Raw genomic sequence first — 26,585 nt, 5'->3', positions numbered from 1 at the left:
TCCCACTGCCTGACCAGAACAAGAGTCCGCCATGAGCATACGTATTACCCACCTGAGCGTCCGTGACATCCGCTTCCCGACTTCGCTGTCGCTGGACGGCTCCGACGCCATGAACAGCGCCCCTGACTACTCGGCCGCCTACGTCGTGCTGCACACCGACGCCGACGCCCTCGAAGGCCATGGCCTGACCTTCACCATCGGCCGCGGCAACGAAATCTGCGCGGCGGCGGTGCAGTCGCTGGCACCGATGATCGTCGGCCTGACCCTGGAAGAAATCACCGCCAACATGGGCGCGTTCTGGCACCGTTTCACGGTGGGTGACAGCCAGTTGCGCTGGCTTGGCCCCGAGAAAGGCGTGATCCACCTGGCCACCGCCGCCATCATCAACGCCGTGTGGGACCTGTGGGCCAAGCACGAAGGCAAACCGGTGTGGAAGCTGCTGGCCGACATGACCCCAGAGCAACTGGTGCGCTGCCTGGACTTCAGCTACGTCACCGACGTGCTGACCCCCGAGGAAGCCATCGCCCTGCTCCGCCGCCAGGTGCCAGGCAAGGCCCAGCGCGAAGCGCAAATGCTGCGCGAAGGCTACCCCGGCTACACCACCGCCCCCGGCTGGCTCGGCTACAGCGAAGAAAAAATGCGCCACTTGGCCCGCGAAGCGGTCGCCGACGGCTGGACCCACATCAAGCAGAAAATCGGCGCCGACCTGGAAGAAGACATTCGCCGCGCCAGCATCCTGCGGGACGAAATCGGCTGGGAACGCACCCTGATGATGGACGCCAACCAGGTCTGGAGCGTCGATGAATCGGTGGCCAACATGCGCCGCCTGGCCGCCTTCGAGCCCCTGTGGATCGAAGAACCCACCAGCCCCGACGACATCCTCGGCCACGCAGCCATCCGCCAACGCATCGCGCCCATCGGCGTGGCCACCGGCGAGCACTGCCACAACCGGGTGATGTTCAAGCAGATGTTCCAGGCCGGCGCACTGGACTTCTGCCAGCTGGACGCGGCCCGCTTGGGTGGCCTGAACGAGGTGCTGATCGTGCTGTTGATGGCGGCCAAGTACGATGTGCCGGTCTGCCCGCATGGCGGCGGGGTCGGGCTGTGCGAATATGTGCAGAACATCGCCTTGTTCGACTACATCGCCGTTTCGGCATCGCTGCACAACCGGGTGCTGGAATACGTCGACCACCTGCACGAACACTTCCTCGACCCGGTGGTGATCCGTCGCGGTCGCTACATGCCGCCACAGCGCCCGGGCTACAGCATTGAAATGCACGCTGACACCCTGGAGCGCTACCAGTACCCCAACGGCGCGGTGTGGCTCGACATCAACCGTTCCTGACCTACCGACCTGGGTGTGCCGCCGCACGCGCAGCACACCACCAGCACTTATCACGGGGAAAAAAACAATGACAATCCTCACCGGCACGACAGCGGCCACCGCGCCTGCCGTCGCTACCGAACAGCGCCTTAACGGCCTGTTGCTGCGCAAATTGATGCCACTGCTTATCGTCGTCTACGTGATGAGCTTCCTCGACCGCACCAACATCGCCTTGGCCAAGGCCAGCATGGGCATCGACCTGGGCCTGTCGGCGGCGGCCTACGGCCTGGGTGCCGGCCTGTTTTTCCTCACCTATGCCCTGGCCGAAGTGCCGAGCAACCTGATCATGCACCGGGTGGGCGCACGCTTTTGGATCACCCGCATCATGATCACCTGGGGCCTGCTGTCAGCGGGCATGGCGTTTGTCCAGGGGGAAACCTCGTTCTACATCATGCGCCTGCTGCTCGGGGTGGCTGAGGCCGGCCTGTTCCCCGGCGTCATGCTGTACCTGACGTACTGGTTCGACCGCGAACAGCGTGCGCGCGCCACCGGCTACTTCCTGTTGGGTGTGTGCCTGGCCAACATCCTCAGTGGGCCGCTGGGCGGCGCGCTGCTGGAAATGGACGGCGTGCTGGGCTGGCACGGCTGGCAATGGCTGTTCGTGCTTGAAGGCCTGCCTGCAGTGGCGCTGGCCTATGTGGTGTGGAAGAAGCTGCCCGATGGCCCAGCGTCGGCACCTTGGCTGTCCGCTGCCGATGCCCAGGACATCGAGCGTCGCCTGAGTGCCGAACGGGCTGCAGCGCCGGAACAGAGCAAGCTGGGGCAAATGTTTCGCGACAAGCAGATCTGGTTGGCGATTGCGGTGTATTTTGTGCACCAGATCACCATCTACACCGTGATCTTCTTCTTGCCAGGCATCATCGGCACCTATGCCGCGCTGTCGCCCTTCCAGGTCGGGTTGCTGACCTCGGTACCCTGGATCGCCGCTGCCATCGGCGCCGCCACATTCCCGCGCCTGGCGACCTCGCCCAGCCGTTGCCGTACCCTACTGTTCTTTGGTCTGCTGACCATGTCCGCCGGGTTGCTGCTTGCTTCGCTGTCCAACTCCTTCATTGGGCTGATCGGCTTTTCGTTGACCGCCTTGATGCTGTTCGTGGTGCAGTAGATCATCTTCGTCTTCCCGTCCAGCCGCCTGAGCGGTAGCGCACTGGCGGCGGGCCTGGCGTTCGTCACCACCTGCGGCCTGTTTGGTGGGTTTGTCGGGCCGTCGGTGATGGGCCTGATCGAACAGGCCACCGGCAGTACCCGCAACGGCTTGTGGATCATTGCTGCGATGCTGGTGGTGGCTGCACTGATCAGCACCCGTTTGCGTCAGGGGCAGGAGCAGTAGCTCGCCCTCATTTCAAGTGCTGCGAGCCGCCCTGCCCTATTGGCCGGCCGCAGCGCAGCTCCAGCGCTTGAGCCAGCTTTTCCAGGGCATGCTGCAAGGCATCGGGATCCTCGCCCACCCAGGTCAGTGCCAGGTATTGCTGATGACGCACCTCCGCGCTGTGCTGCCCGCCTGGGACCACGCGCAGGGCGCTGCCTGACAACGCCGCTACCACGTCATCCAGTCGCAGCGGCCAGCGGGAGCGCAACCACAGGGTCCAGCCGCCCTCAGGCATGTCGAAGGTCACGTGTTCGCCCAGCTCAAGCTTGAGCTGCCGGCTAAAGCACGCCATGCGCCGTTGCAGTTCTGCCCGCAGCCGCCCCAACTGGATCTCGATTTCACCTTTGCCAAGCAGATGAGCAAGTGCCTGCAACCGCAACGGCGCCAGCTGAAACGCACGCTGGGCGAACGCCTCGGCCAAGCCGGCATGACGCCCCATCACATAGGCGTAAGGCGCTTCGCCCCCCACTGCGGCCTCGAACGACCCCATCACCAACAGCCAGCGCGGGTCGACCCAGTCGCGCAGGCGCGCATTCGGTGGCCCGCTGTAACACAGTTCGCTGTCCAGGTCGTTTTCCAGCAACCACACCGGGTGGTCGCCAAGCAGTTGGCCAATCTGCTGCTGGTCGTGCTGCGACATCAGCCTGCCCTGGGGCAGGCTGAGGCACGATGGCATGATCAGCATGCCCACCGGCTCAGCACTGAGCAGCCGTGCCAGCGCCTGCAAATCCGCGGTGCCGCTGTTGCTCAACGGTACCTCCAGCACGCGCATGCCGCAGCGCTGCAAGGCGCGCAGCACCGGCCAGCAGCACGGCGATTGCACCAGCACGGTGGCGCCGCGCAAGGCCAACGCTGCCAGCAGCATTTCCACCAATGCCTGCACGTCAGGGGCAAGGTGCACCTCCTCGGCACGCCAGTAATGGCTGGAGGAACGGGTATAGCGCTCGGCCAACGCATTGCGCAGCCGGGCACCGCCGACCTCTTCCACCGGGGCGGTGCCACGCGCACGCTGACGTGCCAGGCGCCGCTCATGGGTAAACAGCGACCGCTCTAGCATCGAGTGAGCGGGCACATGCCATGGCCCAGCCACTGCTTGCACCGGCGAGCCGCCAGCGTGGGCGCGCACGAAGTAACCGGACCGCGGCACGCAATGCACACGGCCCTCATCCTCCAGCAAGCTGTAGGCGCTCTGCACAGTGGCCAGCGATACGCGCAAGCGCCGCGAAAGCGTGCGTAACGACGGCAAGCGCCATGGCTCACGGCCTTGTGCCTCATCGATCAGCGCTTCAAGGTAGCGGTACACCTTCCGATAGGCGTAATCGCCGGGTACCGATCGGCCCATCAGGGCAAGCCCTCAAAGGCGGGCCTTCCTGCAGCGGGCGGGCGCGGCAGCCACTTCAGGTGCACATCGCGGCGAGCCAGGTTGGCCATCAAGCGCCTCGATGACGGTTGCAGGCCCCCCTCATAGATCGCCCGCAACGGTACCAGCGCCAGGCCGCTGGTGTTCACCAGCCAGTCCTTCACCGCCTCGGGGCACGGCTTACCCTGCAAGGCCCGGTGCAGGTAGGGCAACGCCACCAGCATGTCGGGATGACGGCACCTTAGAAAACGCTCAAGGCCTTTTCCCTGCCGGGCGAAAGGGCTGAACAACAGGCACACCAGTTGGGTCTGGCTGATGCCGTAGGGTTTGCCCAGGTGCGCAGAGGTTGGCTCGCGCTGCCCGCCGTCGCTGCTGGGGCTTGCCAAGCGTAGTGCCGGCCGATGGACCAGCGGCTCGAGGCTGCGCGCACGCAAATCGTGCAGTTGCGCCACGGCCCGCGAATCGACAAAGGCCGCCAAGGGCCAGGCGTCCTGAGCCGCATCGAAGCAGCAGCCCAGCATGTGATCGAACTGCTCGTCCTCAAGCAGGTGTGGCAGCAGGTCGTCGATGGCGATCACGCGCAAGGGCGCCTCCTCGGTCGCCATGCTGCTTGAAGCATCCACGCGCTCCAGGGGTGAGCCGGCAACCCCATGTAACCTGCCCAGCCCGTTGGCCAATGCCGACAGGCACTGGTGCACGACGTGGGGGCCACGCTCCCCTGCAAGGCGCAGGCTCCGCCGCGCCCAGGCCAGGTAGCGGCGGCGCTGGCGTGCAGGTACGGCAGTAATCAGCACATCGGCCCGCGGCTGCGCCTGCAGCGCAAGGCCCACTGCGCCCGCCAGCTCCAGGTGCAGCCGGCTGCCCAGCAGGGCTTCGGGCCTGGCATCGACCCCGTGGCCGAACATCAGCATGGCATTGCGCGCCAGTGCCCAGCGCTCCGGCGTAGCCGATAGCCGCCGGCTGAAAGGCACGACTTCACAGCCTTCGGTCATCTGCAGTTGCACCCGCGGGTCATCCTGCATGAACAAGGCATTGAAGCTGCGTTCATGGTTTTCCAGCACGGTATTGCCGGCAGCAGGCAGGTTGACCACCAGTACCCGCAACTGAAACGTCACAGGGGCACGCAAGGCGATACTCAACTGGGCGGCACGCAAGGTGGCCAACAGGTGGGCACTGCGCCGGTCAGCCCCTTGCAACACCAGCAAACGGAACGTGCCAATGTATTCGGGCCCACCGGCAGCCACCAGCAATCGCTGAATCAGCAACTGCAAGGAGGCACGTTGCGCCTGGGACATATGGCTCAACAAGCGCTCGAGCACTTGCTGGTAGATATAGTGCATCGCCTGATCGTGTATAGCGCCCACGTAATCACCTCATCAACTTCATGTATCCATCACACTGGCAACTGCAAACAGTGCAATGCGTCCTTCCTGAAGAAATTTCCTACAAACTACGGGAAATAATGACGTGACCTGCTCTGTCGCCAAGCCATCGAAAAAAATGCGCCGCACCGATGACCGGCCGCTGCCATACGCTGCCCTAACTCGGGCATAGCCATGCTCATTCCACGCTCCTTGCGCAAACTATCACTGGGCCATTATCGAGCGTTGGATATCGAATAGAAGATACAGATCAGCGTAAAAAAACCATTCAGCAAGCACGGGAATACACAATGATCCGGGGACCACAAGTATTCAACTTGAATTTCCTTCCAAGATATTACGACAATAAAAAGCAAAGGCTTAAAATATGTAGTCTCCGTACTTTTTAATTGTAGGATGCGTCTGATTTTTTATGGATATAGCATTTGGGCATTGCACCCACCAACGCACAAAAAACCCGGGACGTTGCCCGGGTTCTTGTGGTCTTCAACGTCCCCTCAGGAAGGCTGTGCCATATCCAGTACCACCCGCCCGCCACACGGGCATTCATCCATGTACCGATGCGCCTCGACCACCTGATCGAAGGGATACACCTTGATGATCTGCGGGGTCAGCAACTGATCGGCGGTGAACTGGTTGATATCCCGCAGCGCCCGCTGCAGCGCGACCTGGTCCTGGCTGATGCCCAGCTCCGGCTTGCCGGTAAAGTTGCCGATACAGTGCACATAGAACTGGATGTTCTTCTGAAACGCCGCACAGGCCGGAAACGGCGTCTGGTTGCCGCCTTGCAGGCCGTACAGCACCAGGCTGCCACGGGGCGCGAGCACATCGCCGAGCAGCGACATCTGCGGCCCACCCATGCCATCGAGGACCATGTCCACGCCACGCCCGTCGGTGTATTTGCCAACCTGCAGCAGCAGGTCCTGCTCCTCGGTGACAATCACCTTGTCCGCCCCCAGGCCCAACAGGTAGTCGCGCTGTTCAGGCTCCTTGGTGGCCGCAAACACCTTCAGCCCCAGCGCCTTGCCCAGTTGCACGAACGCAGGCCCGGCGCAGTGGCTGGCATCGGTCACCAACGCGGTTTGCCCTGCCTTGGCGCGGGCCAGGTCGACATACGCGAAGTAGGCAATCAGCAGCGGCGTGTAATGCACACTGGCCTCGATCGGCGTGAGAATAGCCGGGTAGCGGGTGATCGCTGTACGTGGCAGCACGATCACGTCGCCATAGACCGGGTGATCATTGGCGCTGGTGGCCGGGAAGCTGGCGACCCGGTCACCCACCGCAATATCCTCGACCCCTTCACCGACAGCTGTCACCACACCCGCCATCTCATGGCCGATCCCCGCCGGCAGGCGGGCTTGGGACGGTGCCAGGTTCTGACGCCAGAGCACGTCATACCAGCTGACGCCGATCGCCTCGACGCGGACCTGCACCTCGTCGGCGGCAGGCGACGGTTCGGCCTGCTCTTCGCAACGGAGCACATCGGCTGCACCGAACTTGTGGAAACGGATCATGCGGGACATCGCATACCTCGCCTTGTGAACCTCTATTACCACGGACTTTATCCGGGCTTTGGCCGTTAGACCATCAGTGGTCATTAATAGTCGACATGCTTGTCATCGATTGGGCACCTGACATTCATCTGAATTGGCCCCCGGAAATCGGTGCAGGGTAACAGCCTTTGGCCTTAAGATTCACCCCTGCCCCACTTTAGGCGAAGCGCACCGATGAATCGAAACGACCTGCGTCGTGTAGACCTCAACCTGCTGATCGTGTTCGAAACGCTGATGCACGAGCGTAGCGTGACCCGTGCTGCCGAGAAACTGTTCCTCGGCCAGCCCGCCATCAGCGCGGCCCTGTCGCGCCTGCGCAACCTGTTCGACGACCCCCTGTTCGTGCGCACCGGCCGCAGCATGGAGCCCTCGGCGCGGGCGCATGAAATCTTCGCCCTGCTCTCCCCGGCGCTGGACTCGATCTCTACCGCCGTCAGCCGCGCGGCCGAGTTCGACCCCGCTACCAGTAATGCTGTGTTCCGCATCGGCCTGTCGGACGACGCCGAATTCGCCTTGCTGCCGCAACTGCTCAAACGCATCCGTGCCGAAGCACCGGGTATCGTGCTGGTGGTACGCCGGGTCAACTACCTGCTGATGCCAACGCTACTCGCCTCAGGGGAAATCTCGGTGGGCGTCAGCTACACCAGCGACCTGCCCGCCAATGCCAAGCGCAAGGTGCTGCGCCGCAGCAAGCCAAAACTGCTGCGCGCCGACAGTGTGCCCGGCAGCATCACCCTGGACGACTTCTGCGCCCGGCCGCACGCCCTGGTGTCGTTTGCCGGTGACCTGTCCGGTTTCATCGACGAAGCCCTGGACGAGATAGGCCGCAAGCGCCATGTGGTGCTCGCGGTACCGCAGTTCAATGGGCTGGGGAGTTTGCTGGCGGGTACCGACATTGTTGCCACGGTGCCGGATTACACGGCGGATGCGTTGACGGCTGCCGGGGGGTTGCGGGCTGAGGACCTGCCGATCGAGGTGCGCAGTTTCGAGCTGCACATGGCGTGGCGGGGGGCGCAGGATAATGATCCGGCGGAGCGCTGGTTGCGGTCGCGGATTCAGATGTTCTTTGGGGACCCCGATAGTCTGTAATGGAATTCCACTAAATTCCATAAATCTGTTATATAACAACAAATTACTGTTAATTCTAGTCCACTGCCGCCTGTCTAAATCCAATAGATTCCAGAGCTGATGGGGGCATAATTGGGGGCAAATTTCGGTTCCTTAAAAAAGGATGCCCCCACCGATGCCCCCAGATAATGTGGTTGTTTTCAAGAGAAAACTCAGCGATGCCCTGATCCGCTCGCTGACCGAACCCGGCAAACACGCTGACGGCGAAGTCCCTGGTCTCTACTTGGAGGTGAGAGCGTCGAGCAAGGCCGGCAAATCCCCTTCCAAGTTCTGGCGCTTGAAGTATCGGCTGCATGGCAAGGAAAACCGCTTCTCGATCGGCGCTTACCCCGATATCGGCCTGAAGGAGGCTCGCGACATTGCTCGCGGCGCGCGGCGCGACGTGGCTAATCACACCGCCCCGCTCAAGGCCAAGACCGCAAAAATCGAGGCACAGTTGCTCAATGAAGAGCGCACCTTCGCGTACGTGGCCGAGCAATGGTTGTCATTCAAGTCGGCCGAACTGGTGACCAAATCCATCTCGGGGTTTAACGGAGCGCTGAACAACCACATCTTGCCCGCGATTGGTAAAAAGCCGGTTAGCGAGATCAAGCTGGAGCACATCACCACGATCATTACGGAGTTGCGCCGCCAGCGCACCATGGCCATGGCCCGGCGCGTGCGTACCATCATCCGTGCCGTCCTGGGCTTTGCCGAGGGGCGGGGATGGGTGGAACGCAATGTGGCGCTTAGTAACATTGAGGAGTTAAAAATCCGCCATGTCGTGACCAGCAACCCAGCGATCGAAAGGCCTGCGGACCTGGGTAGGTTTCTTCTACGCCTGGATGACTGCAACGACGGCAGCGTTGCCACCGCCATGCGTCTGCTGGTGATGCTGCCGGTCCGCCCTGGCGAACTCGTGCAGATGCGCTGGGAAGACGTCGACCTGGTCGGCGCCGATTGGCGTTATGTGGTGAGTAAGACCAAGCACCTCGACAAGAGCAAACACATCGTGCCGCTGCCCGAGCAAGCCCTTATCTTATTGCGCGAGTTACTTAAAACCCGCGTAGTGGATGCAGAGGGCAAGGGCTGGGTGTTCGTCTCGCCTATCTATCCGGGGCGCCCGATCAATCCAACCTCTATGCTCAAGTCCTTTCAGCGTATTTGGCCGGAGTACGACATCACTGCCCACGGTTTTCGCGCGACCTACAGAACCATCGCGCACGAGCATTTGGGCATTGACCCCATCGTGCTGGAGCTGTCGCTGTCGCACCGCATGCCGGGAGCCTTGGGAGCGGTGTACGCGCGCGCCCAGCTACTCAGCCAGCGTCGGGAGGCGGCCCAATTGTGGGCGGACTATTTGGATCAATTGCGGAAAAACGCTGCGCGAGTAACAGCAGATTGACGATGCCGCGAAATGTGCGAAGCGATACCCAGCGAAATATATGCGTTCGGACAGGTGAAGCGTCACACTATTAGATTCCTCTGAAACGCCCAATCTCGAAGTGTTTGGGATCCGAGGGATTCAACGACAGCAAATACCGCTCGCAGCGCTTGTTCCCTGGGTTTGACTGGGATAGCTGCGCAGTTGGATAAGTCGGTTAAAGTCGCCCAGTCGATGGCATTTTCGCTTCCATCCAACCATCCCTCAGCACATCGCGAAGCACGTTTCGGGTGCTTTCAGAAGAAGCCATTGCGCCACTTGCCCAAGCTATAGCCAGAGCTCCAAGAAAGATGTCCCGCCCCGTCATCGTACGTCGAGCAAGCCCCTGAGCCTGCGCCGCCTTCAGTATTCTCTCGGTAGTCTTGATGACATCATGGCAGGTCGGAGTCAGTGGGGAGTCGCCATGACAAGCAGCCTTCAGAGGCTCGGGCAGCCCCTCATATGCCTGCATCCAATCGCCGAGCGCTTCGATCCAAAGTTCGAGCGTACGGCCTGCACCGCATTCCTCAGCTTCAATCTCAATACGCCGATTGTCCAGACGCTGATAGTGCAATGCCAGGAGCGCAGCCAGTAGCGCCTCCTTGCTCGGAAAATGTCGATAGAGCGTAGCGGGCCCGACACCGGCCAGCTTTGCAATGGCATCCATCGAAACGTCAACTCCATCGCTGCCAAACGCTTGGCTGGCCACCTCAAGAATGCGTGCGCGATTGTGTTGAGAGTCCCTTCGTACAGTTGATGTAGTCGACGGTTGAAGCATGTTTAGTCTTAAATCCTTGATAAACGGAGACTCTCTCCGCATAATAGCAAGCACGAAACGGAGAGGTCCTCCGGATAGATTCTCGTCGGCCTCCCGACAGCTCTGCATCTTCGCACAGAACGAGGACATGATGACCAGACAGATGATTATCGGCATGCATCTCGGCAATGGGTACGGCAACCTGCCTGGTGCCTGGCGTGCGTCCGCCGTCGACTCGAAAAGCTATACGAGTTTCGACGTCAAAGTGCGGCATGCTCAGGCGGCTGAGCGGGGAAAGCTTCAGTTTCTGTTCTTGCCAGATGGCCCCACCCACGTCGGCGACATCGCGAATGAACCTCCTCATTTTAACCTCGATGTCATGGTCACCTTGGCCGCCGTCGCGCGCGAAACCAAACGCATTGGCCTGGTCGCAACAGGCTCGACTACGTTTAACGAACCATTCAACCTCGCGCGGCAGTTTAAGGCGCTCGATGTTCTGAGCCATGGACGGACTGGCTGGAACGCCGTTACCTCGAGCGGTGAAGATGTCGCGGCTAATTACGGCACACGCCTGCCGTCTACGTCGGATAGATATGGACGGGCACATGAAGCAGTCCATCTGATCCAGGCACTTTGGGGTAGCTGGGGTCAGGAAGCATGGGTTCTCGATAAGGTAACAGGCTGGTTCGCAAACGCCGAGAAAGTCGCACCCATCAATATGGGCGGCAAGTTCGTAGCGTCTCGGGGGCCGTTATACATTCCTCCTTCCGAACAGGGGCAGCCCGTCATTTTCCATGCCGGAGGCAGCCCGAACGCTCTCGAGTTTGCGGGTCGCTATGCCAATGGCGTCATCGGTGCCGCGTTCACGATCGAGGACGCGCGGGCGCAACGCGCCGCTTTCCGCGCAGCGGCCGAACGCGCTGGGCGCAATCCAGATGAAATCAAGTTCTTCGCCGGCCTGATGACAACGATCGCGAGCGACCGCAGGGCGGGCCTCGATCGCAGGATCGCATTGAGCGAGAGGATATTTCCCCAGCGCGTGCCCTATCTCGGACAGATGCTAGGCCTGTCGCTCGATACTGCACGACTCGACGAGCCGTTGTCTGCGGAGCAATTGGCCAGGGCAAAGCCCTCACTGCACGATCCGCGCTCAGCCCATGCCCTGAAGATTGCGCGCGAAGAATGGACGCTTCGCGACGTGCTCGCGCATGGCGTGATCGATTACCACCCCGTGGTCGTTGGGCCGGCCGCCGAAGCCGCTGACCATATGCAGGAATGGTTCGAGGCAGGCGCTGTGGACGGCTTCTGGGTTTCGCCGGACATCTACGAGGATGGGATCGACGCTTTCGTCGATGGGGTGGTGCCAATACTTCAGGAACGCGGATTGTTTCATCGGAACTATGAGGGCACTACCTTGCGCGATCATCTGGGCGCTCCAGCCCAATATGGAATCGATCAGCGCGTCCCGCGGTAATTTCAATCAACCATCAACTAGAAGGCAATCAACATGAACATCGGCATTATCGGCGCAGGAAATATCGGCGGAACAATCGCACGAAAGTTGGCAGCGGGAGGCCATTCAGTGAAGCTGGCGGGCGCGAAAGGACCCGACGACATCCGCGACAAGGCCGCGGAGATCGGCGCAGTTCCGGTCACGACTCAGGACGTGGTCAAGGGCGTTGACGTGATCATCTTATCGATCCCGTACGCGCAGATCCCCAACGTCGCCAGCGTCTTCGTTGGCGTGCCGGCGGACGTAGTCGTGATCGACACCTCCAACTATTATCCCTTTCGCGACGAGAACATTGCCGAGGTTGATGGTGGCATGCCGGAAAGCATCTGGTCGAGCGAACTACTCGGTCGGCCGGTAGTAAAGGCATTTAACGCGGTCCTCGCCCAGACCCTAGCCGAAGGTGGTAAGGAAGCCGGCACGGCCAATCGAATCGCAATCCCGGTCGCAGGGGACGATGCGCGCGCCAAGGCGATCGCATGCGACCTCGTTAACCAAACAGGGTTCGACGCCTTGGATGCCGGAGATCTCGCACATTCCTGGCGCCAGCAACCAGGCACGCCTGCATATTGTACCGAGCTGACGCTGGGCGATCTTCAGAACGCACTGTCTGCTGCAGACAAGGCACGTGCGTCGATTAATCGCGACGCGCTCATAAAAGTCTTCATGGAAGCGAAAACCCCGCTCAGTCACGAGCAGATCGTAGCTCGTAATCGAGAAGTCACTGCCCCCGCAGTGAGTTAGCAGGAGCCGGGCACCGCTCGGCAAGATCGTAGCCTAGAACGCTGGCGTGCCAATCTGCACGATGATGTCGCGCCTTCTCGCATGATCGCAGAGGAGATAGATAGTTATGAACGGGGTTCTCAAAGGAAAGGTCGCAGTAATTACTGGAGCTGGCTCCGGCATTGCTGCGGCAGCAGCAAGACTTTTTCACAAAGAGGGTGCTCGCATTGTGCTCGCAGATGTGAGCGGCAAAGAGGCGGATCTAGCCGCCGAACTCGGCGAGCGAGTAGTGGCTTGCCGAGCGGACGTCAGCAAGAGTGACGATGTCAGGGCGATGATCGACACGGCCATCTCCGAGTTTGGGACACTTGACATCTTGTGCAACGTCGCAGGTATCACGGGCCCTCAGGGGACGTTGGAGGACGCGCTTGAGGAGGACATTGATCGAGTAATTTCGGTCAATATCCGGGGCGTACTGCTTTCTATGAAATATGCACTTACGCATCTAGTGAAAAGTGATAACGGCGTGATAATTAACATCTCCTCTACGACTGCGCTGGTTGGAATGCCGGGACTGGCCGTCTATTCAGCGACTAAGGGCGCCATTATCGCCTCGACTCGAGTGATTGCTGCAGAATATGCTAGCAAGGGCGTGCGCGCCAATGTGATTTGTCCAGGCGGGATCGAGACCCCGATCTATTTAGAACACATGGCAAGAAATCCAGAATCGGTTGAAAAAACAGTAAGCGTCATCCCGGCAGGACGTGTCGGCAAGCCCGAAGAAATCGCACAAGCCATGCTATTTCTCGCCTCGGACGCATCCTCCTACATGACAGGCGCGGTCATTCCCGTCGACGGTGGCCAGACTGCCGTTTGAGCGTTGCGCGAGCCTTCGTATTTGCAGGACATAACCGAAGTTCAGATAAAGACTGGGCGCTGGTCGATATGTCAGTCGGGTATAACTACCCCATATTCGAAAGGGCGTTAAAGAACACCAGGACAGTTCTGCTCTAGTGGGAATTGCGCGGTGGCTCGCGCCCGTTCCGCGAGGTGCTAAAAATTTCAAGTTATTCCCTCTCGACTGCGACAATTCGATTTTAAAGCGAGCGCTGGAACCATTTATCGCTTACCGGACAATTAGAAATTAATTAGCGCTCTTAAAACAAAGGATTTCATATGAAAATTGGCATCATCGGTACCGGCTTAATCGGCACCAATCTGGCAAGGAAATGGGTGGCCGCGGGCCATCTTGTCCGTATCGCCAACGACTTCGATCCCAGTGCGCTTGACAATTCGGCTCGAGAAACCGGTGCGCAGGCCGTACCAGTTGCCGACGTTGTCAAGGACGTCGAAGTGATCGTCACTACGATCCCGCTCTACGCTATATCCTCCCTGCCCCGTGGCCTGTTCGACGCTGTACCGGACGAAGTAGTTCTGGTGGATACCTCGAACTATTTCCCCGCGCGCGACAGGACCATCCCCGCCATCGAGCAAGGTATCGTGGAAAGCCAGTGGGTTGCTGACCAGATCGGCCGACCGATTATCAAGGCGTTTAACAATCAGCTCGCCTATACCCAAGCGCACGAGGGAAGACCGGCGGGTACGCCGGGCCGCTTTGCCATGTCGGTTTACGGCGAGGATTCAAGCGCAAAAGAGATTGTCATAGGGCTCATCAACGATTTGGGCTTCGACGGAATCGACGCAGGCCAGTTGGCGGAGTCCTGGCGGCAGCAGTCAGGCTCGCCCGCTTACTGCACAGAACTGACTGCGCCAGAACTGAAGGAGGCACTCGGCAGGGCTGTAAAGGATAGGTTACCGAAGCTGCGAGATCTCTCACTCAAGTATCTTGATGCCTTTGGCGAGGGTTTTCTCACGTCTCTCGCCAAAGGCGAGTACACCCTCGGATATACAAGTAAAGACGTCGTAACTATGTATCGTAACCTGGAGCTGGAGCAGATCGGAGAACGAGGCAAACATTTGTAAATCCTTAAACTCAACGTAGACGTTAAGTCAAAGAGTGCGCCCAAGCCCAGCCTGGGCGCACGATGTGCCGTACTGTTCAGCTGTGACTCTTGCAGCGCTATGATTCCAGAAGCCAAGATTTTAAGCATGCCCTGCGGAAGTTATCCATCCTCCAATTTGCAGACGAGTGACAGAACGCACGCTCCAGCTGCATGAACAGAAGTGAGGTGGGAATAGACCTGCAACAGCACAATCTTCAACAGATTGGCAGAATATTTAGAATCGAGCTTGGCATTGCCACAGAACGTGATAATGAATCGACGCCCTCACTGGCTATGCCGTCCAGAGTGGGCAATGCAAAAATGTATCAGCGCCGTGACGCCACTCGAATAACAGATCGGCATACGCCGATAGTACCAACAAAAACCGTTTGATTTTCCGATATAGATTTTGTTTTTGATGAATGACGTCAATCGATGGTCGCTGCAACGCGAGGGTCGACTGTGCCTGTGTGACCTACTCGCCACTTTTCACATGTGAGGTCGCGAAATAAAACTGATGTCGATAGCTCAACTTCATTCGCACAATAAATAAAGCCCAATGACAAGTGCTAGCACTAAAATAACAATTAGTTAAACTATTCCAACCGCGTCGACATTAGGAGGACGCATGCATGGATAGCCAGTACGAAATCCATTTAGTCCGTGCGGGACACAAAGAGGTACTGCGAGTATCGCGGCGCTATATGTCAAGCTCGCAAGCATGGGGAATTGCACTCATGCACGCTGGGGCATGTTATGGCGAGATAACGCAGTTAGCTGTGCATGAGAGCATCATGTTGCTGGCAAAACAATTCTCGGTGTCGGGCGTGCGATGGAATAAAGCCAGTCATACCATCTCTTTTACTGAACGCACCTCCCTAACCTCGTTGAAGCTCTGTACCCCCAGATGAAGGTCGACGCGGTGCTGTCGCCAAGCAGAGCACTTGTGAGTCCCGCTGAAATCGCCGATCTGTATCACGCAAAACACACTACATCGGTCATGAAAAAGGCGTCAGTTCATTCTCTGCTCGGCCCCAAAACTCTTCGGCAGACTGGCTGAGCGTGGCTTTGGGACGGGTCAGGTGAATTTCCAGAGGTATATCCCAGCTTTCGTCAAGTGCCCTGACTAAGCGCCCATCAAGTATTTCTTGCTCAGTGAGGCTCTTGGGTAGCCACGCCACTCCTTTGCTTTCCAGAGCCATGGACATGAGTACCGCTGCAAGGTGGCTACTGAATAGTGGCTTGAGGTGAAGGTAATCTTCCTTGCCACGCAATCTATGGGCAACGATACGCCCCAATCCAGATTCATGGGTATAAGCGAGGTATGGCAATGCAGCAGGCGAGGTGCCGAAGTTAGCGGAAGCACTCGCAAGCGGAACGAGGACATCCTCCCCCACTTTCTTGCTGGTGAACTGATCAGGCGCTAGCAAAGGCGGAACGTCGGGATGGCGGTGGCAGAGCAAGAACTGGACCTGACCATGTATCAGCATTTGCTCACACACTGCCATGCTATCAGAGTACAGCTTCACAGCCTCAATAGGGGCACCGTTTTCAGAGCTTCGCAGCCACTTGGGAAAAAACGTAAACGACAGCGAATGAGTTGCTGCAAACTGCAGGGATTTAGCGGCGATTCCTGCTACCTCTTGAGCCTCGTTACGCATCCTGTACAGCTGCCGTGCAGCTTCCTGAGCACTGGGCAAAATTTGCCTTCCTGCTTCGGTCAGGGTGGCTCCTTGCGGTGTGCGCACAAACAACTCGACGCCCATCCAACTCTCTAATGAGCGAACCCTGCGGCTGAAAGCCGGCTGAGTCACATGTCGCGCCTCCGCCGCCCGAACAAAGCTGCCGTACTCCGCAAGCGCTGAAAAGTCCTCAAGCCAAACGAGTTCCAAGGGCAATGCCTCCTGTGCATAGGGCACGGCATTAATAGCATTGGGCGGGTGTCATCGCAAAGCATAACGTGGGGCCACCAACAACAAGAGGAACCCGTCATGCGTATCGTAGACATCCGCGAAAAAACTGTTTCTATCGCCTCTCCCATTGCCAATGCCTACATCGACTTTTCGAAAATGACCTGCTCGGTCGTTGCTGTCGTCACGGATGTGATTCGCGATGGTAAACCTGTCATTGGCTACGGCTTCAACTCCAACGGTCGCTATGGTCAAGGCGCGTTGATGCGTGATCGCTTCCTGGCGCGAATCATGGAAGCTGATCCGGATACTCTTATCGACCATGAGAACAACAACCTGGATCCGTTCGCCATCTGGAAGACTCTGATGACCAACGAAAAGCCAGGTGGCCACGGCGAACGTTCAGTTGCAGTCGGCACCATTGATATGGCCGTGTGGGACGCCGTTGCCAAGATCGAAGGCAAGCCTCTCTATCGTTTGCTGGCTGATCGGTACCGTAACGGCGTGGCCGATGACAAAGTCTGGGTCTACGCAGCAGGTGGCTACTACTACCCAGGCAAAGACCAGACCAAACTCAAAGCAGAAATGCAGAGTTACCTGGATCGTGGCTACGACGTTGTCAAAATGAAGATCGGTGCAGTGCCACTGGACGAAGATATTCGTCGCATCGAAGCGGTACTCGAAGTGGTTGGGGACGGTCGTCGACTGGCGGTCGATGCCAACGGTCGCTTCGATCTTCAGACCGGTATTGCTTATGCGGAAGCCATCAAGAAGTACAACCTCTTCTGGTACGAAGAAATCGGCGACCCGCTGGACTATGCACTCCAGGCTGAGCTTGCCAATCACTACGAGCTGCCGATGGCTACCGGGGAAAACCTGTTCTCCCATCAGGACGCTCGTAACCTTCTGCGCCACGGTGGCATGCGCCCTGATCGCGACTTTCTGCAGTTCGACTGCGCGCTGTCTTACGGACTCGTTGAGTACATGCGCACCCTGAAAGTGATGGACGAAATGAGATGGTCTTCCCGTCGCGTGGTTCCGCACGGCGGCCACCAGATGTCCCTCAATATCGCAGCAGGCCTGCACTTGGGCGGCAACGAGTCTTACCCCGATGTGTTCCAGCCTTTCGGCGGCTTCGCTGACGGAATCAAGGTGGAAAATGGTTATGTCGGTCTGCCTGATATTCCAGGTGTTGGCTTCGAAGCCAAATCCGCTTTGTACGCAGTCATGAGTGAGCTAGGCGAAGGCTGATTTCCCTCTATCTGTGGCCTCCTTCAGGGAGGCCGCAGAGTCAGGCGTCACCCACTGACGCCAAGCCACATGCCCATCACAAAAATAAAATGAGGTGCCTCCGTGGAAACTTCCAAGTCCCGCTGGTATAGCCAGCTGTATGTGCAGGTGCTGATCGGCATCGTGATCGGTGCAGCAATCGGTTACTTCGTGCCTGATATTGGAGCCAAGCTCCAACCCTTCGCCGATGGTTTCATCAAGCTGATAAAAATGCTGCTGGCCCCCATTATCTTCGGTACGGTCGTCGTCGGTATCGCGAAAATGGGCAGTATCAAGGAGGTCGGACGGATTGGCGTAAAAGCGCTGATCTACTTTGAAATTCTATCGACTATCGCCCTGGTCGTAGGCCTTATCGTGGTGAACATCGTCAAGCCTGGCGTCGGGATGAACATTAACGTCAACGCGCTCGATGGAAATGCTATCAGCAAGTACAGCCAGGCCGCGAGTGAGCAAGGCGGTACAATTGATTTCTTCCTTAATATCATTCCCCACACGTTCCTCGGCGCATTCTCCAACGGCGTCATGCTGCAGGTCATTCTGCTTTCGGTCTTGATGGGAGTTGCCCTGGTTCAGATGGGCGAAACCAGCAAGCCGCTGATCAACACGATTGATTTGTTCCTGCAAGGCCTTTTCAAGATCGTTGCGATGGTCATGCGGTTGGCGCCGATTGGTGCGGGTGCAGGTATGGCGTTCACTATCGGCAAGTACGGGATTGGCACCTTGCTGTCACTCGGTCAGTTGCTGATCGCGCTCTACATCACTACCTTGATTTTCATTGTGGTGGTGCTAGGCACGGTGGCCAGATGGTCAGGCATGCCACTCATGCAGTTTCTCCGTTATTTCAAGGACGAAATTCTCATCACCCTTGGCACCTGCTCAACCGAAGCGGTGCTACCACGCATGATGGTGAAACTTGAAAAACTTGGCTGCAAGAAATCTGTAGTGGGCATGGTGCTGCCAACGGGATACACCTTCAACGCAGACGGCACCTGCATCTACCTCACCATGGCCGCGATCTTCATCGCCCAGGCGACCAACACGCCACTGACCTTCGTTGATCAGATGATCCTGCTAGGCGTATTCCTGCTGACATCCAAAGGGTCGGCTGGTGTCGCGGGTGCGGGGTTTGTCACGCTGGCTGCAACACTCACGACCATCCACTCCATCCCTCTTGTAGGACTCGTTTTGCTTTTGGGCATTGATCGTTTCTTGAACGAAGCGCGGGCCGTGACCAACCTGATCGGCAATGGCATCGGCACCATCGCCATTGCCAAGTGGGACAACTCGTTCGATGTCGAGGCTTGCGAGCGTGAAATCGCCGCAATGAAGCAAGAAAAGGCGGCAAGCAAGGCATCGCTGGCGCATAAATAAACTACAAAGCGATCCGGTCATTACCATCTAAACGGTTATGACCGGTAGTGTTTTCAATGCCTTCTTCCGCGTGGAGAGACCTGATTGGAAAGATTGATGGAGCCAACATGATAGAGCGATCACATCATGATTTACGCAAGGTGTTTGGTGAGTTACTCCAGGGAGACACCTGCAAATTTGCAGCTTCCGTATTCGATCCGATCTCAGTTCGGATGGCATACGACCTTGGCTTTGACGTTGCCATTCAAGGCGGCTCCGTTGCGTCGCTTCAGGTGCTCGGTGCACCTGACATTGCATTACTCACGCTGGATGAATATGTCGAGCAGGTTTCCAGGGTCGGACGGGCAAGCCAGATTCCGATCATTGGGGATGCTGACCATGGCTTTGGTAACGCGCTGAATGTGATGCGAACAGTCACAGAGTTACAGAAGGCCGGCGTTGCAGCCCTGACACTGGAAGACACCCATCTACCGGCCAAGTACGACGAGCAGTCGCATGTGCTTATCGAAAGGGAAGAATCCGCAGCCAAAATCTATGCCGCGCGATTTGCCCGGTCGGATGATGCACTCAGCATCATCGCCCGTACGAATGTGGCTGTGACCACTTTGGACGACTCCATCGCTCGCACTGCGGCTTATCAGAAGGCTGGAGCAGATGCTATTTGCCTGGTCGGTGTTAAAGACTTCCAGCACCTAGAAGCACTTACGGCACATCTCAGAGTGCCGATCATGCTGATCAACTATGGTAATCCTGCTCTGAGCAATGTTGAAAAATTGAGTGCTGCCAATGTGCGGATCGTGGTCAATGGGCATGCCCCCTATTTGTCCGCAATCAAAGCAACCTACGAGGCGCTACGCGAACAAAGCGGCACGGAGGGGAGCGAGCTATCCCTTCCTGAGCTGCTTTCTAAATACACACTCTCGGACAGTTATCGTGAGTGGGCAAAAACCTTTTTGAAGTCAGAGCACGATTCAAATTGATATTGGAACAGGTGGAATACGCCGTCATGAAAAAGACAATCTTGGCCTTCAGCCGGGTCTCCCCTAGCCTGCTTGAACCTTACAAAGACGACTACGACGTCATCATCATTAGCCCTGAGCTTGGTGATATGGACGCCCAGTTCGAGGCCGCTATTTCGAACGCTCACGGGCTGATTGGTGGAAGTCGTCGTCTGGGTGAAGCTGAGCTGGCTGCGGCTGTAAATCTTGAGATCGTCTCAAGCATATCGGTTGGCTACGACAACTATGACCTCGACTACCTCAACCGCCGAGGGATCATGTTGACCAATACGCCAGATGTGTTGAACGAAACCACTGCTGACCTGGCTTTAGCCCTGATCCTCGCAACAGCAAGACGCATTCCTGAGCTTGATTCCTGGACTAAAGAGGGGAACTGGACACAAACCATCGATGCATCCCAATTTGGATGCGACGTTCATGGAAAGACGTTGGGCATTATCGGTCTGGGAAAAATCGGAGAAGCCATCGCACGCAGAGGCCGCTTTGGTTTTGGCATGACCATTTTGTATAGCGGCAACAGTCGTAAACCAAAGCTTGAACAGGAACTTGGTGCGAGGTTTGTACCGCAGGAAGAGCTTTTAAGCGCGTCTGACTTTGTTTGTCCGGTCGTGCCATTGACGGACGCCACGAGGAATCTTATCGGACGCAAAGAACTCGCTTTGATGGGCCCGGAAAGTATTTTGATCAATATCTCGCGTGGGCCTGTCGTGGATCAGGACGCACTCATCGAGGCTCTGCAAGAAAAGACAATCCGGGCGGCTGGTTTGGACGTTTATGTGAAGGAGCCCCTGACGAACTCCGAGCTTTTTAACCTGAGAAACGTCGTCACCGTACCTCACATTGGCTCTGCGACGACTGACACACGCAACGCAATGGCAAAGCGAGCTCTGGAAAATTTGCTTATGGGTTTGGAAGGACGGCGACCGAGAGATCTCGTGAGTACAACGAAATAGGAGACGAGAGGACGGGCTGAGCATAAGGCCACCGGCAATGTGGCAGCCCTAATATCCGGAACACAACTTATATGGTTTGGGCATCGACTCAAACTTATGCCAACTCATGTCAAGATGTGCTTCTGGTCGACGAGTTCTGTTTCCTATCGTCGCTAACGCACTCCGTAATTTTCGTCTGTTAGACCTCGTTGCTTTTCAGGCTTTCAGGACTGCCAAAGCACAGACCATCCATCACTAAGTTCATCAGCCTAGAGAGACGGAAACGCCAGTCGCTCTGGGAGTCCATTTGCCATATTCCGGCGATAGCTAGAAAAAAGTCGTCATTGGTAATCCCGCTGCGAATCGTCCCAGCTTTTTCATTTGCCCTCAACAGCAACTCGGCTGCGGATTGGACAGGAGCATATCCCGACTTCCCTGGGAACTCGTAAATAGACGCTGCTTGTTGTATCGCAGCAGCAAGCCCTGCCTTCGTCATTGCATATTCAGCGAGACAGTCCATCCATTCTCGGAGCGCCTCCTTAGGAGGCTTCGTCGCGAGGAGCTGTTCCGCCAACGATGCGACCTGTTGCATCTCGAATTGATACACCTCGAACACCAGCTTCTCGCGAGTCGCGAAGTGGCGATAGAACGTGCCCTGCCCCACACCAGCTTTTTTGGCGATGGTGCTCAACGGAACTGCAGGATCGCTAGTCAGCTCCACCACCGCGACCTCCAATATCCGTTCACGATTTTTCTTGGCGTCAGAACGCATCACCAGCTCGTCTGTCATGAGCAAAAAATTTCCTTTACTGCATTGCTAAACGGACAATTGTCCGGTAATTTTCTAAAAGTGGACAATTGTCCGATTAAGCGTCTTTCCTGGAGTTTACTATGAACAGCACTGGCAATACGATTCTGGTTACTGGCGGCACCTCAGGCATTGGTCTAGGTCTGGCGCTCAGGCTTCATAAGGCGGGCAACAAAGTCATCATCGCGGGACGTCGCAAGGCTCTGCTCGACGAGATCGTGTCGGAACACCCCGGAATTGAATCAGTACTGTTGGACGTCGCCGACTCGCAATCCATCCAGCGCACCTCCGAAGCGCTTGCGATCAGCCATCCAAATCTGAACGTTCTGGTAAACAACGCAGGGATCATGCACTGGGAAGATCTGACTGATCCGGAATACCTGAGCACCGCCGAAGATACTGTGACAACGAACCTTTTAGGTACGATTCGCATGGCGTACGCATTTACTCCGCATCTGATCAAGCAGCCTAGTGCAACGATTATTAATGTCAGTTCGTCTTTGGCATTTGTCCCGCTGCCTGCAACGCCCACTTACAGTGCAACCAAAGCAGCAGTGCATTCGTTCACTCAAAGCCTTCGAGTTCAGCTAGAAGCCTCAACAATCGAGGTTATCGAGCTAGCACCACCCGGTGTCCGTACGACTTTGCTAGGACAGGAAAATGACGAACATGCGATGCCGTTGGAAGAGTTTTTGGACGAAATCTTCGACCTGCTCAATACCTCTCCAACGCCATCAGAACTCGTCGTTGAGCGCGCCAAGCCGTTAAGGTTTGCTGAAGCAAGCGGTTCACATGATGAGGTGTTGAAAATGCTTGCGGCATACCAAGCGCCGGCAGAGTAACGTCGACCTAGTGTGGATCTCCTTATGCGGTCTAGCTAGGCAGATTGGATCTCCTTACCTGGGGACGGCATCAGATCCCGGGGCCTGTAAGGCTTAGTCTACCCAGCTGGCGAAACCATTCGTCGAGAGCACATAACGTGGGTTGACAATGGGAATTTTTCTCATAAATATATAGCTCACTATACAATAGTGAGCTAGTTAATGACTTCAAATCGAAAACGAGTAGGTACGCAGCTAGCGTTTTCGCTCTATGCGGCGGCAAATCGGGTCGTGCGATTGCACAAACCCTATCTGGAGCCGTTAGGCCTAACCTTCCCTCAGTACCTGGTCATCCTGGAGCTTCTAAACGGCTCGCCACTCACTGTGGGCGCCCTTGGAACCCGGCTTGCGATGGACGCTGGAACCATAACGCCATTGCTGAAAAGGCTTGAGGCTGCCGAACTCGTCAGCCGCACACGGGATCCCGCCGACGAGCGTCGCGTGATGATCGACCTGACGGCTAATAGCCGCATGTTGGAAGCTGACATTCGGGAGATCACTAGCAAAATAAAGTCAGCTTGCCAGCTTGATGAGCGGGGTATCGATGAGCTTCGGCAAACACTCGATGCGCTCGGTCATTCAACAGCCGTCTGATTATTTTTCACGCTTGCATAAAGGGGAAATCATGACTATTTCAATATCTAGATTCGATGCCGATACATCGATGGATTACACCCTTCAATTTCAAGAGACGGCACGTACTCGGCGGTCTTTTCGCGGGTTTCTGGACACCCCAGTACCCGATCAGATCATTCAGGAGGTGTTGAAGGATGCCCAATGCGCTCCCTCCAACTGCAACACCCAACCTTGGGACGTACACATAGTTCGCGGTCAAAAACTGAAAGACCTTTCGCAAATCCTCCACGCAAAAAATACTGCAGGCGAATTCACGCCAGATTTTTCGTTCGATATGGATGCTTTTTACGGCATGTATGGGGATCGTAAGAATGCGCAAGGCAAAGCCTACTACGAGGCTATGAATGTTATGCGCGAAGACAAGGAGGGGCGCCGGCGAGCCGCAGCCCTAAACTTGTCCTTTTTCAATGCTCCCCAGGCAGTTTTTTTATTCATGCCGGTGTTTGGCGACAGGGTTCGAACTGCTGGCGACATAGGCATGTACGGGCAAACCTTCCTGCTGTCACTCGCTGCCCGTGGGTTAGGCGGCGTTCCGCAAACCTCACTTAGTTTCTACGCAGAAACGATCCGCGAAGTGCTAGGCATCTCCGAAGAAATGAAAATGCTGTTTGGCATGTCATTTGGCTACCCAGACGAGAGCGCTCCAGGCAACCGCATGCATATGGATCGTGTGCCGATTACTGACAGCGTGACCTTTCATTCTTGAAGATTCGTATTTACCTGAGTCAAGCGAGATGTGTGCGTAGCCCATAGCACCGTGACTTCGCGGCGGACTTAATTCATCTATCGCTCTGAAAGGAACCCCTGATGCCCACCAACTTCAGTTCCGCGGCTCTGAGCCTATCTGTCATCTTGCTAGGCGCTCCAGCCACGATTCCCGCACAAGCCGCGCCTATTGCTAAACAGTCTCAACCCGCCCGCGATCTCACTCGGGAAGAGTACAATCGGCAAACCGTCATCGCTTTCTACGAAGGCGTTTTCCAACGACATGAAGTCGCCAAGTCTGCCGAAGTCCTCGCTGACAGCTACATCCAACACAATCCGGGCGTGCCGGACGGTAAAGCTCCATTCGTCAACCACTTTACCGGTTTCTTCAAGAACAACCCTGCTGCCCGCTCCACGATCGTGAGAAGCGCAGCCGAGGGCGATCTGGTCTACCTGCACGTCCACTCAACCAATGGCAATACTGATCGTGGTCGCGCCATCGTCGATATATTCCGCGTCGCGAACGGCCGGATCGTCGAGCACTGGGATGTGATCCAGCTTGTGCCCGAAAAGGCCGCGAACAGCAATACTATGTTCTGAGTAGCTGCACGCAGAGGCCAGAAGTGTCGTATTCCTGAGCTCGCCGTTGAGAGCGCTAAGCAATTGAGTTTCGCAGAAGTGAGCGGTACGCATGAATGCTCCCACAGCAAAATTGAGGCAAAACTGATTACCTAAGTGCTTTTCCAGGTGACTGTGGACACTCGCCGAGCCATCAAATATTTTACATCGTGCACTATATAATAGTGAGCTATAAATATGAAACCTATTCCACGAAGCGTGGCTACTGAAATTTCCTTCGCGCTGAGCGCAGCCGCAAATCGGATGGCTCGATTGCACAAACCGTTTCTTGAGCCGCTAGGTCTCACCTTTTCGCAATACCTGGTCACGCTTGAGCTGCTTAACGGGTCGCCTCGCGCTGTGAGCGATTTATGTGATCGACTCGATATGGAGATCGACACGCTTACGCCACTACTCAAGAGGTTGGAGTGATTATGCGCAAATGTGATGGCTCCAATGAGCGAAGAGTGCTTTTTGACCTCACGGAACCTGTTCGTGCCATGCAGAATGAACTTCGTAACGTCACCGAAAATATCAGAATTGCATGCCAGTGCACGCCAGAAGACCTTGAGGACCTTTGTCGCAGACTGGAGGGCTTTGTACGACCGGCAAGTAGTTAGCACCTGTTCCGGACTGGGCCACAAAAGCGAAGCGTAAGCTGGCTGGCGGGTTATCGATAACTCAAATGTGCCCCTAGTTCTCCTTGCAACGGATTGACATCAGGATGAAGAAGCGAGCTCTACCCCTCAGCCACGTCGTTACCTCAATTTTCCTATATGCAGGAGTTTTTTAGATGAAGATCGGAATTATCGGCACGGGCAACGTTGGGGCTACCCTTGCTCGTAAGCTCGCCGCGTGCGGCCATCAGGTCAAGATTGCAAATTCGAGAGGCCCTCAAAGCATTCAGAATCTGGCCAGCGAAATCGGCGCAAAAGCTGTAACCAAGGAAGAGGCAGTGTCTGACGTAGACGTGGTGATCATCTCTATCCCCTTCGCAAACTATCCTGATCTCAAACAGACCTTGAGCAAGGCTCCGGAGAAAACCGTCGTCATTGATACTTCCAATTACTATCCGGCGCGTGATGGGGCGATCAAAGAAGTTGACGACGGTAAGCCCGAGAGCGTCTGGGTGAGTGAGCAGATTGGTCGTCCGGTAATTAAGGCATGGAACGCCGCCCTCGCAGCGACCCTTGCCGACAAAGGCGGACCAGCCGAGTCTTCAACTCGTATTGCCTTACCGGTAGCTGGCGGAAATATTTACGCTGAGAGAATCGCGCAAGATCTTGTTGAGGATACGGGCTTTATCGCGCTCGCCGCTGGTACTCTCGAAGATTCGTGGCGTCAGCAACCAGGTACACCAGCTTACTGCACCGAACTGACATTACCGAAGCTGAGATTGGCGCTGTTATTGGCGGACAAGGCAAGAGCGCCTCAAAACCGCGACGCACTGATCGCCAAATTTATGGCTTCTGATAGCCAGTTAACACATGAGCAAATTGTTGCCTTGAATCGGGCCATGACCGCCTGACAATCGGGATGGTGCGATGTTTACTAGTGTGGTGTTTCAGAAGTACCGCTGAAAATCTGAGCTAGGCTCTGTAGAAGCTCACTATCCAAGGGCATCGACATGGGTCGACCAGCAACCGTCATTATCCTTTCCGAAACTGAAAAGTCAGAGCTGCTACGCCGCATCAAGCTCCGTAAAGGCGCTCAGGACGCTCGATTGCGCGCGGAGATAATCCTCGCCTGTGCCGCAGGCGAGTCAGGAAATGACATCGCTCAGCGCTTGGGTACCAGTAAGGATGTGGTGTCACGATGGCGACAGCGTTTCTCTAAGTTGGGGC

At 56.8% G+C, this 26,585-nt stretch carries 23 protein-coding genes and 1 pseudogene; 18 read left to right on the top strand and 6 right to left on the bottom strand.

Features of this window, described 5'->3' with window-relative positions; translation table 11 throughout:
- Positions 1-31 precede the first annotated feature (31 nt).
- Together QOS90_RS18180 and QOS90_RS18175 are read left to right on the top strand one after the other, a co-directional pair.
- Complete coding sequence (locus QOS90_RS18180; RefSeq protein WP_027594748.1) at positions 32-1,345, top strand: L-fuconate dehydratase; 1,314 nt, start codon at positions 32-34, stop codon at positions 1,343-1,345.
- 67 nt (positions 1,346-1,412) lie between these two features.
- Positions 1,413-2,714: pseudogene (locus QOS90_RS18175) on the top strand (MFS transporter).
- Between the two features lie 7 nt (positions 2,715-2,721).
- On the opposite strand, the gene QOS90_RS18170 reads toward QOS90_RS18175, so the two are convergent.
- The 3 genes from QOS90_RS18170 to QOS90_RS18160 form a co-directional block, all read right to left on the bottom strand.
- Complete coding sequence (locus QOS90_RS18170) at positions 2,722-4,095, bottom strand: GntR family transcriptional regulator (protein WP_085273502.1); 1,374 nt, start codon at positions 4,093-4,095, stop codon at positions 2,722-2,724.
- The gene (locus QOS90_RS18165; protein ID WP_085273503.1) at positions 4,095-5,477 is read right to left on the bottom strand and encodes a hypothetical protein; all 1,383 of its coding nucleotides are present in this window, start codon (positions 5,475-5,477) and stop codon (positions 4,095-4,097) included. The genes QOS90_RS18170 and QOS90_RS18165 overlap by 1 nt, the downstream gene beginning before the upstream one ends.
- A gap of 515 nt (positions 5,478-5,992) precedes the next feature.
- Positions 5,993-7,018: a zinc-dependent alcohol dehydrogenase family protein gene (locus QOS90_RS18160; protein WP_027594744.1), complete on the bottom strand. Its 1,026-nt coding sequence runs from the start codon at positions 7,016-7,018 to the stop codon at positions 5,993-5,995.
- A gap of 204 nt (positions 7,019-7,222) precedes the next feature.
- Here QOS90_RS18160 and QOS90_RS18155 point away from each other — a divergent pair, with 204 nt between their 5' ends.
- Positions 7,223-8,137: a LysR family transcriptional regulator gene (locus QOS90_RS18155; protein ID WP_027594743.1), complete on the top strand. Its 915-nt coding sequence runs from the start codon at positions 7,223-7,225 to the stop codon at positions 8,135-8,137.
- A 154-nt stretch (positions 8,138-8,291) separates the two neighbouring features.
- Complete coding sequence (locus tag QOS90_RS18150) at positions 8,292-9,560, top strand: tyrosine-type recombinase/integrase (RefSeq protein ID WP_085273504.1); 1,269 nt, start codon at positions 8,292-8,294, stop codon at positions 9,558-9,560.
- Between the two features lie 196 nt (positions 9,561-9,756).
- Here the strand turns inward: QOS90_RS18150 and QOS90_RS18145 are convergent, their stop codons facing one another.
- Positions 9,757-10,356 carry a TetR/AcrR family transcriptional regulator gene (locus QOS90_RS18145; RefSeq protein WP_085273526.1) on the bottom strand — a complete coding sequence of 200 codons (600 nt, stop codon included), beginning with the start codon at positions 10,354-10,356 and terminating at the stop codon, positions 9,757-9,759.
- A 130-nt stretch (positions 10,357-10,486) separates the two neighbouring features.
- On the opposite strand from QOS90_RS18145, the gene QOS90_RS18140 reads away from it, so the two are divergent.
- The 4 genes from QOS90_RS18140 (at position 10,487) to QOS90_RS18125 (ending at position 14,551) form a co-directional block, all read left to right on the top strand.
- On the top strand, positions 10,487-11,809 hold the full coding sequence (locus tag QOS90_RS18140) for an NtaA/DmoA family FMN-dependent monooxygenase (RefSeq protein ID WP_085273505.1): 1,323 nt from the start codon (positions 10,487-10,489) through the stop codon (positions 11,807-11,809).
- 33 nt (positions 11,810-11,842) lie between these two features.
- Positions 11,843-12,589: an NADPH-dependent F420 reductase gene (locus tag QOS90_RS18135; protein WP_085273506.1), complete on the top strand. Its 747-nt coding sequence runs from the start codon at positions 11,843-11,845 to the stop codon at positions 12,587-12,589.
- Positions 12,590-12,695: 106 nt separating this feature from the next.
- Positions 12,696-13,445, top strand: coding sequence for an SDR family NAD(P)-dependent oxidoreductase (locus tag QOS90_RS18130; RefSeq protein WP_085273507.1), 750 nt, complete (start codon positions 12,696-12,698; stop codon positions 13,443-13,445).
- Positions 13,446-13,744: 299 nt separating this feature from the next.
- Positions 13,745-14,551: an NADPH-dependent F420 reductase gene (locus QOS90_RS18125; protein WP_085273508.1), complete on the top strand. Its 807-nt coding sequence runs from the start codon at positions 13,745-13,747 to the stop codon at positions 14,549-14,551.
- A gap of 1,018 nt (positions 14,552-15,569) precedes the next feature.
- Here the strand turns inward: QOS90_RS18125 and QOS90_RS18120 are convergent.
- Complete coding sequence (locus QOS90_RS18120; protein ID WP_085273509.1) at positions 15,570-16,463, bottom strand: LysR family transcriptional regulator; 894 nt, start codon at positions 16,461-16,463, stop codon at positions 15,570-15,572.
- Positions 16,464-16,562: 99 nt separating this feature from the next.
- Between QOS90_RS18120 and QOS90_RS18115 the strand changes: the two genes are divergently transcribed.
- The 4 genes from QOS90_RS18115 to QOS90_RS18100 all read left to right on the top strand — a co-directional run bounded on the left by QOS90_RS18115 (position 16,563) and on the right by QOS90_RS18100 (position 21,114).
- A complete protein-coding gene (locus QOS90_RS18115) occupies positions 16,563-17,732 on the top strand; it encodes a mandelate racemase/muconate lactonizing enzyme family protein (protein ID WP_085273510.1) in 1,170 nt (389 codons plus the stop codon).
- Positions 17,733-17,834: 102 nt separating this feature from the next.
- Positions 17,835-19,142 (top strand): C4-dicarboxylate transporter DctA, encoded by a 1,308-nt coding sequence (dctA, locus tag QOS90_RS18110; protein WP_011334186.1) that lies wholly within the window; start codon positions 17,835-17,837, stop codon positions 19,140-19,142.
- A gap of 107 nt (positions 19,143-19,249) precedes the next feature.
- On the top strand, positions 19,250-20,122 hold the full coding sequence (locus QOS90_RS18105) for an isocitrate lyase/PEP mutase family protein (RefSeq protein WP_085273511.1): 873 nt from the start codon (positions 19,250-19,252) through the stop codon (positions 20,120-20,122).
- Positions 20,123-20,148: 26 nt separating this feature from the next.
- On the top strand, positions 20,149-21,114 hold the full coding sequence (locus QOS90_RS18100) for a 2-hydroxyacid dehydrogenase (protein ID WP_085273527.1): 966 nt from the start codon (positions 20,149-20,151) through the stop codon (positions 21,112-21,114).
- 178 nt (positions 21,115-21,292) lie between these two features.
- Here QOS90_RS18100 and QOS90_RS18095 read toward each other — a convergent pair whose 3' ends face one another.
- Positions 21,293-21,883, bottom strand: a complete 591-nt coding sequence (locus QOS90_RS18095) for a TetR/AcrR family transcriptional regulator (RefSeq protein ID WP_085273512.1) — start codon at positions 21,881-21,883, stop codon at positions 21,293-21,295.
- A 101-nt stretch (positions 21,884-21,984) separates the two neighbouring features.
- On the opposite strand from QOS90_RS18095, the gene QOS90_RS18090 reads away from it, so the two are divergent.
- The 6 genes from QOS90_RS18090 to QOS90_RS18065 form a co-directional block, all read left to right on the top strand.
- Entirely contained in the window at positions 21,985-22,743 is a 759-nt protein-coding gene (locus QOS90_RS18090) for an SDR family oxidoreductase (RefSeq protein WP_085273513.1), read from the top strand.
- Between the two features lie 201 nt (positions 22,744-22,944).
- A complete protein-coding gene (locus tag QOS90_RS18085; protein ID WP_085273514.1) occupies positions 22,945-23,376 on the top strand; it encodes a MarR family winged helix-turn-helix transcriptional regulator in 432 nt (143 codons plus the stop codon).
- Positions 23,327-24,124 (top strand): nitroreductase, encoded by a 798-nt coding sequence (locus tag QOS90_RS18080; RefSeq protein WP_256577438.1) that lies wholly within the window; start codon positions 23,327-23,329, stop codon positions 24,122-24,124. The genes QOS90_RS18085 and QOS90_RS18080 overlap by 50 nt, the downstream gene beginning before the upstream one ends.
- 101 nt (positions 24,125-24,225) lie before the next feature.
- A complete protein-coding gene (locus tag QOS90_RS18075) occupies positions 24,226-24,723 on the top strand; it encodes a nuclear transport factor 2 family protein (RefSeq protein WP_085273516.1) in 498 nt (165 codons plus the stop codon).
- A gap of 811 nt (positions 24,724-25,534) precedes the next feature.
- Positions 25,535-26,269 (top strand): NADPH-dependent F420 reductase, encoded by a 735-nt coding sequence (locus QOS90_RS18070; protein ID WP_085273517.1) that lies wholly within the window; start codon positions 25,535-25,537, stop codon positions 26,267-26,269.
- A gap of 99 nt (positions 26,270-26,368) precedes the next feature.
- Positions 26,369-26,585 (top strand): helix-turn-helix domain-containing protein (locus QOS90_RS18065; protein ID WP_283600556.1); only part of this gene is annotated, 217 nt, incomplete at its 3' end.

The organism is Pseudomonas sp. LAIL14HWK12:I10 (assembly GCF_900184205.1).
GTDB classification, from domain to species: Bacteria; Pseudomonadota; Gammaproteobacteria; order Pseudomonadales; family Pseudomonadaceae; genus Aquipseudomonas; species Aquipseudomonas kermanshahensis.
The sequence above is the reverse complement of the archived record's forward strand: the minus strand, read 5'-3'. Positions and strand labels throughout refer to the sequence as shown.

Coding starts and splice junctions, on each gene's coding strand:
- QOS90_RS18085 (WP_085273514.1), top strand. CDS start 22,945: ATGACTTCAAATCGAAAACGAGTAGGTACGCAGCTAGCGTTTTCGCTC.
- QOS90_RS18130 (WP_085273507.1), top strand. CDS start 12,696: ATGAACGGGGTTCTCAAAGGAAAGGTCGCAGTAATTACTGGAGCTGGC.
- QOS90_RS18180 (WP_027594748.1), top strand. CDS start 32: ATGAGCATACGTATTACCCACCTGAGCGTCCGTGACATCCGCTTCCCG.
- QOS90_RS18150 (WP_085273504.1), top strand. CDS start 8,292: ATGCCCCCAGATAATGTGGTTGTTTTCAAGAGAAAACTCAGCGATGCC.
- QOS90_RS18090 (WP_085273513.1), top strand. CDS start 21,985: ATGAACAGCACTGGCAATACGATTCTGGTTACTGGCGGCACCTCAGGC.
- QOS90_RS18160 (WP_027594744.1), bottom strand. CDS start 7,018: ATGTCCCGCATGATCCGTTTCCACAAGTTCGGTGCAGCCGATGTGCTC.
- QOS90_RS18095 (WP_085273512.1), bottom strand. CDS start 21,883: ATGACAGACGAGCTGGTGATGCGTTCTGACGCCAAGAAAAATCGTGAA.
- QOS90_RS18125 (WP_085273508.1), top strand. CDS start 13,745: ATGAAAATTGGCATCATCGGTACCGGCTTAATCGGCACCAATCTGGCA.
- QOS90_RS18080 (WP_256577438.1), top strand. CDS start 23,327: ATGAGCTTCGGCAAACACTCGATGCGCTCGGTCATTCAACAGCCGTCT.
- QOS90_RS18155 (WP_027594743.1), top strand. CDS start 7,223: ATGAATCGAAACGACCTGCGTCGTGTAGACCTCAACCTGCTGATCGTG.
- QOS90_RS18105 (WP_085273511.1), top strand. CDS start 19,250: ATGATAGAGCGATCACATCATGATTTACGCAAGGTGTTTGGTGAGTTA.
- QOS90_RS18100 (WP_085273527.1), top strand. CDS start 20,149: ATGAAAAAGACAATCTTGGCCTTCAGCCGGGTCTCCCCTAGCCTGCTT.
- QOS90_RS18135 (WP_085273506.1), top strand. CDS start 11,843: ATGAACATCGGCATTATCGGCGCAGGAAATATCGGCGGAACAATCGCA.
- QOS90_RS18070 (WP_085273517.1), top strand. CDS start 25,535: ATGAAGATCGGAATTATCGGCACGGGCAACGTTGGGGCTACCCTTGCT.
- QOS90_RS18145 (WP_085273526.1), bottom strand. CDS start 10,356: ATGCTTCAACCGTCGACTACATCAACTGTACGAAGGGACTCTCAACAC.
- QOS90_RS18140 (WP_085273505.1), top strand. CDS start 10,487: ATGACCAGACAGATGATTATCGGCATGCATCTCGGCAATGGGTACGGC.
- QOS90_RS18115 (WP_085273510.1), top strand. CDS start 16,563: ATGCGTATCGTAGACATCCGCGAAAAAACTGTTTCTATCGCCTCTCCC.
- QOS90_RS18075 (WP_085273516.1), top strand. CDS start 24,226: ATGCCCACCAACTTCAGTTCCGCGGCTCTGAGCCTATCTGTCATCTTG.
- QOS90_RS18170 (WP_085273502.1), bottom strand. CDS start 4,095: ATGGGCCGATCGGTACCCGGCGATTACGCCTATCGGAAGGTGTACCGC.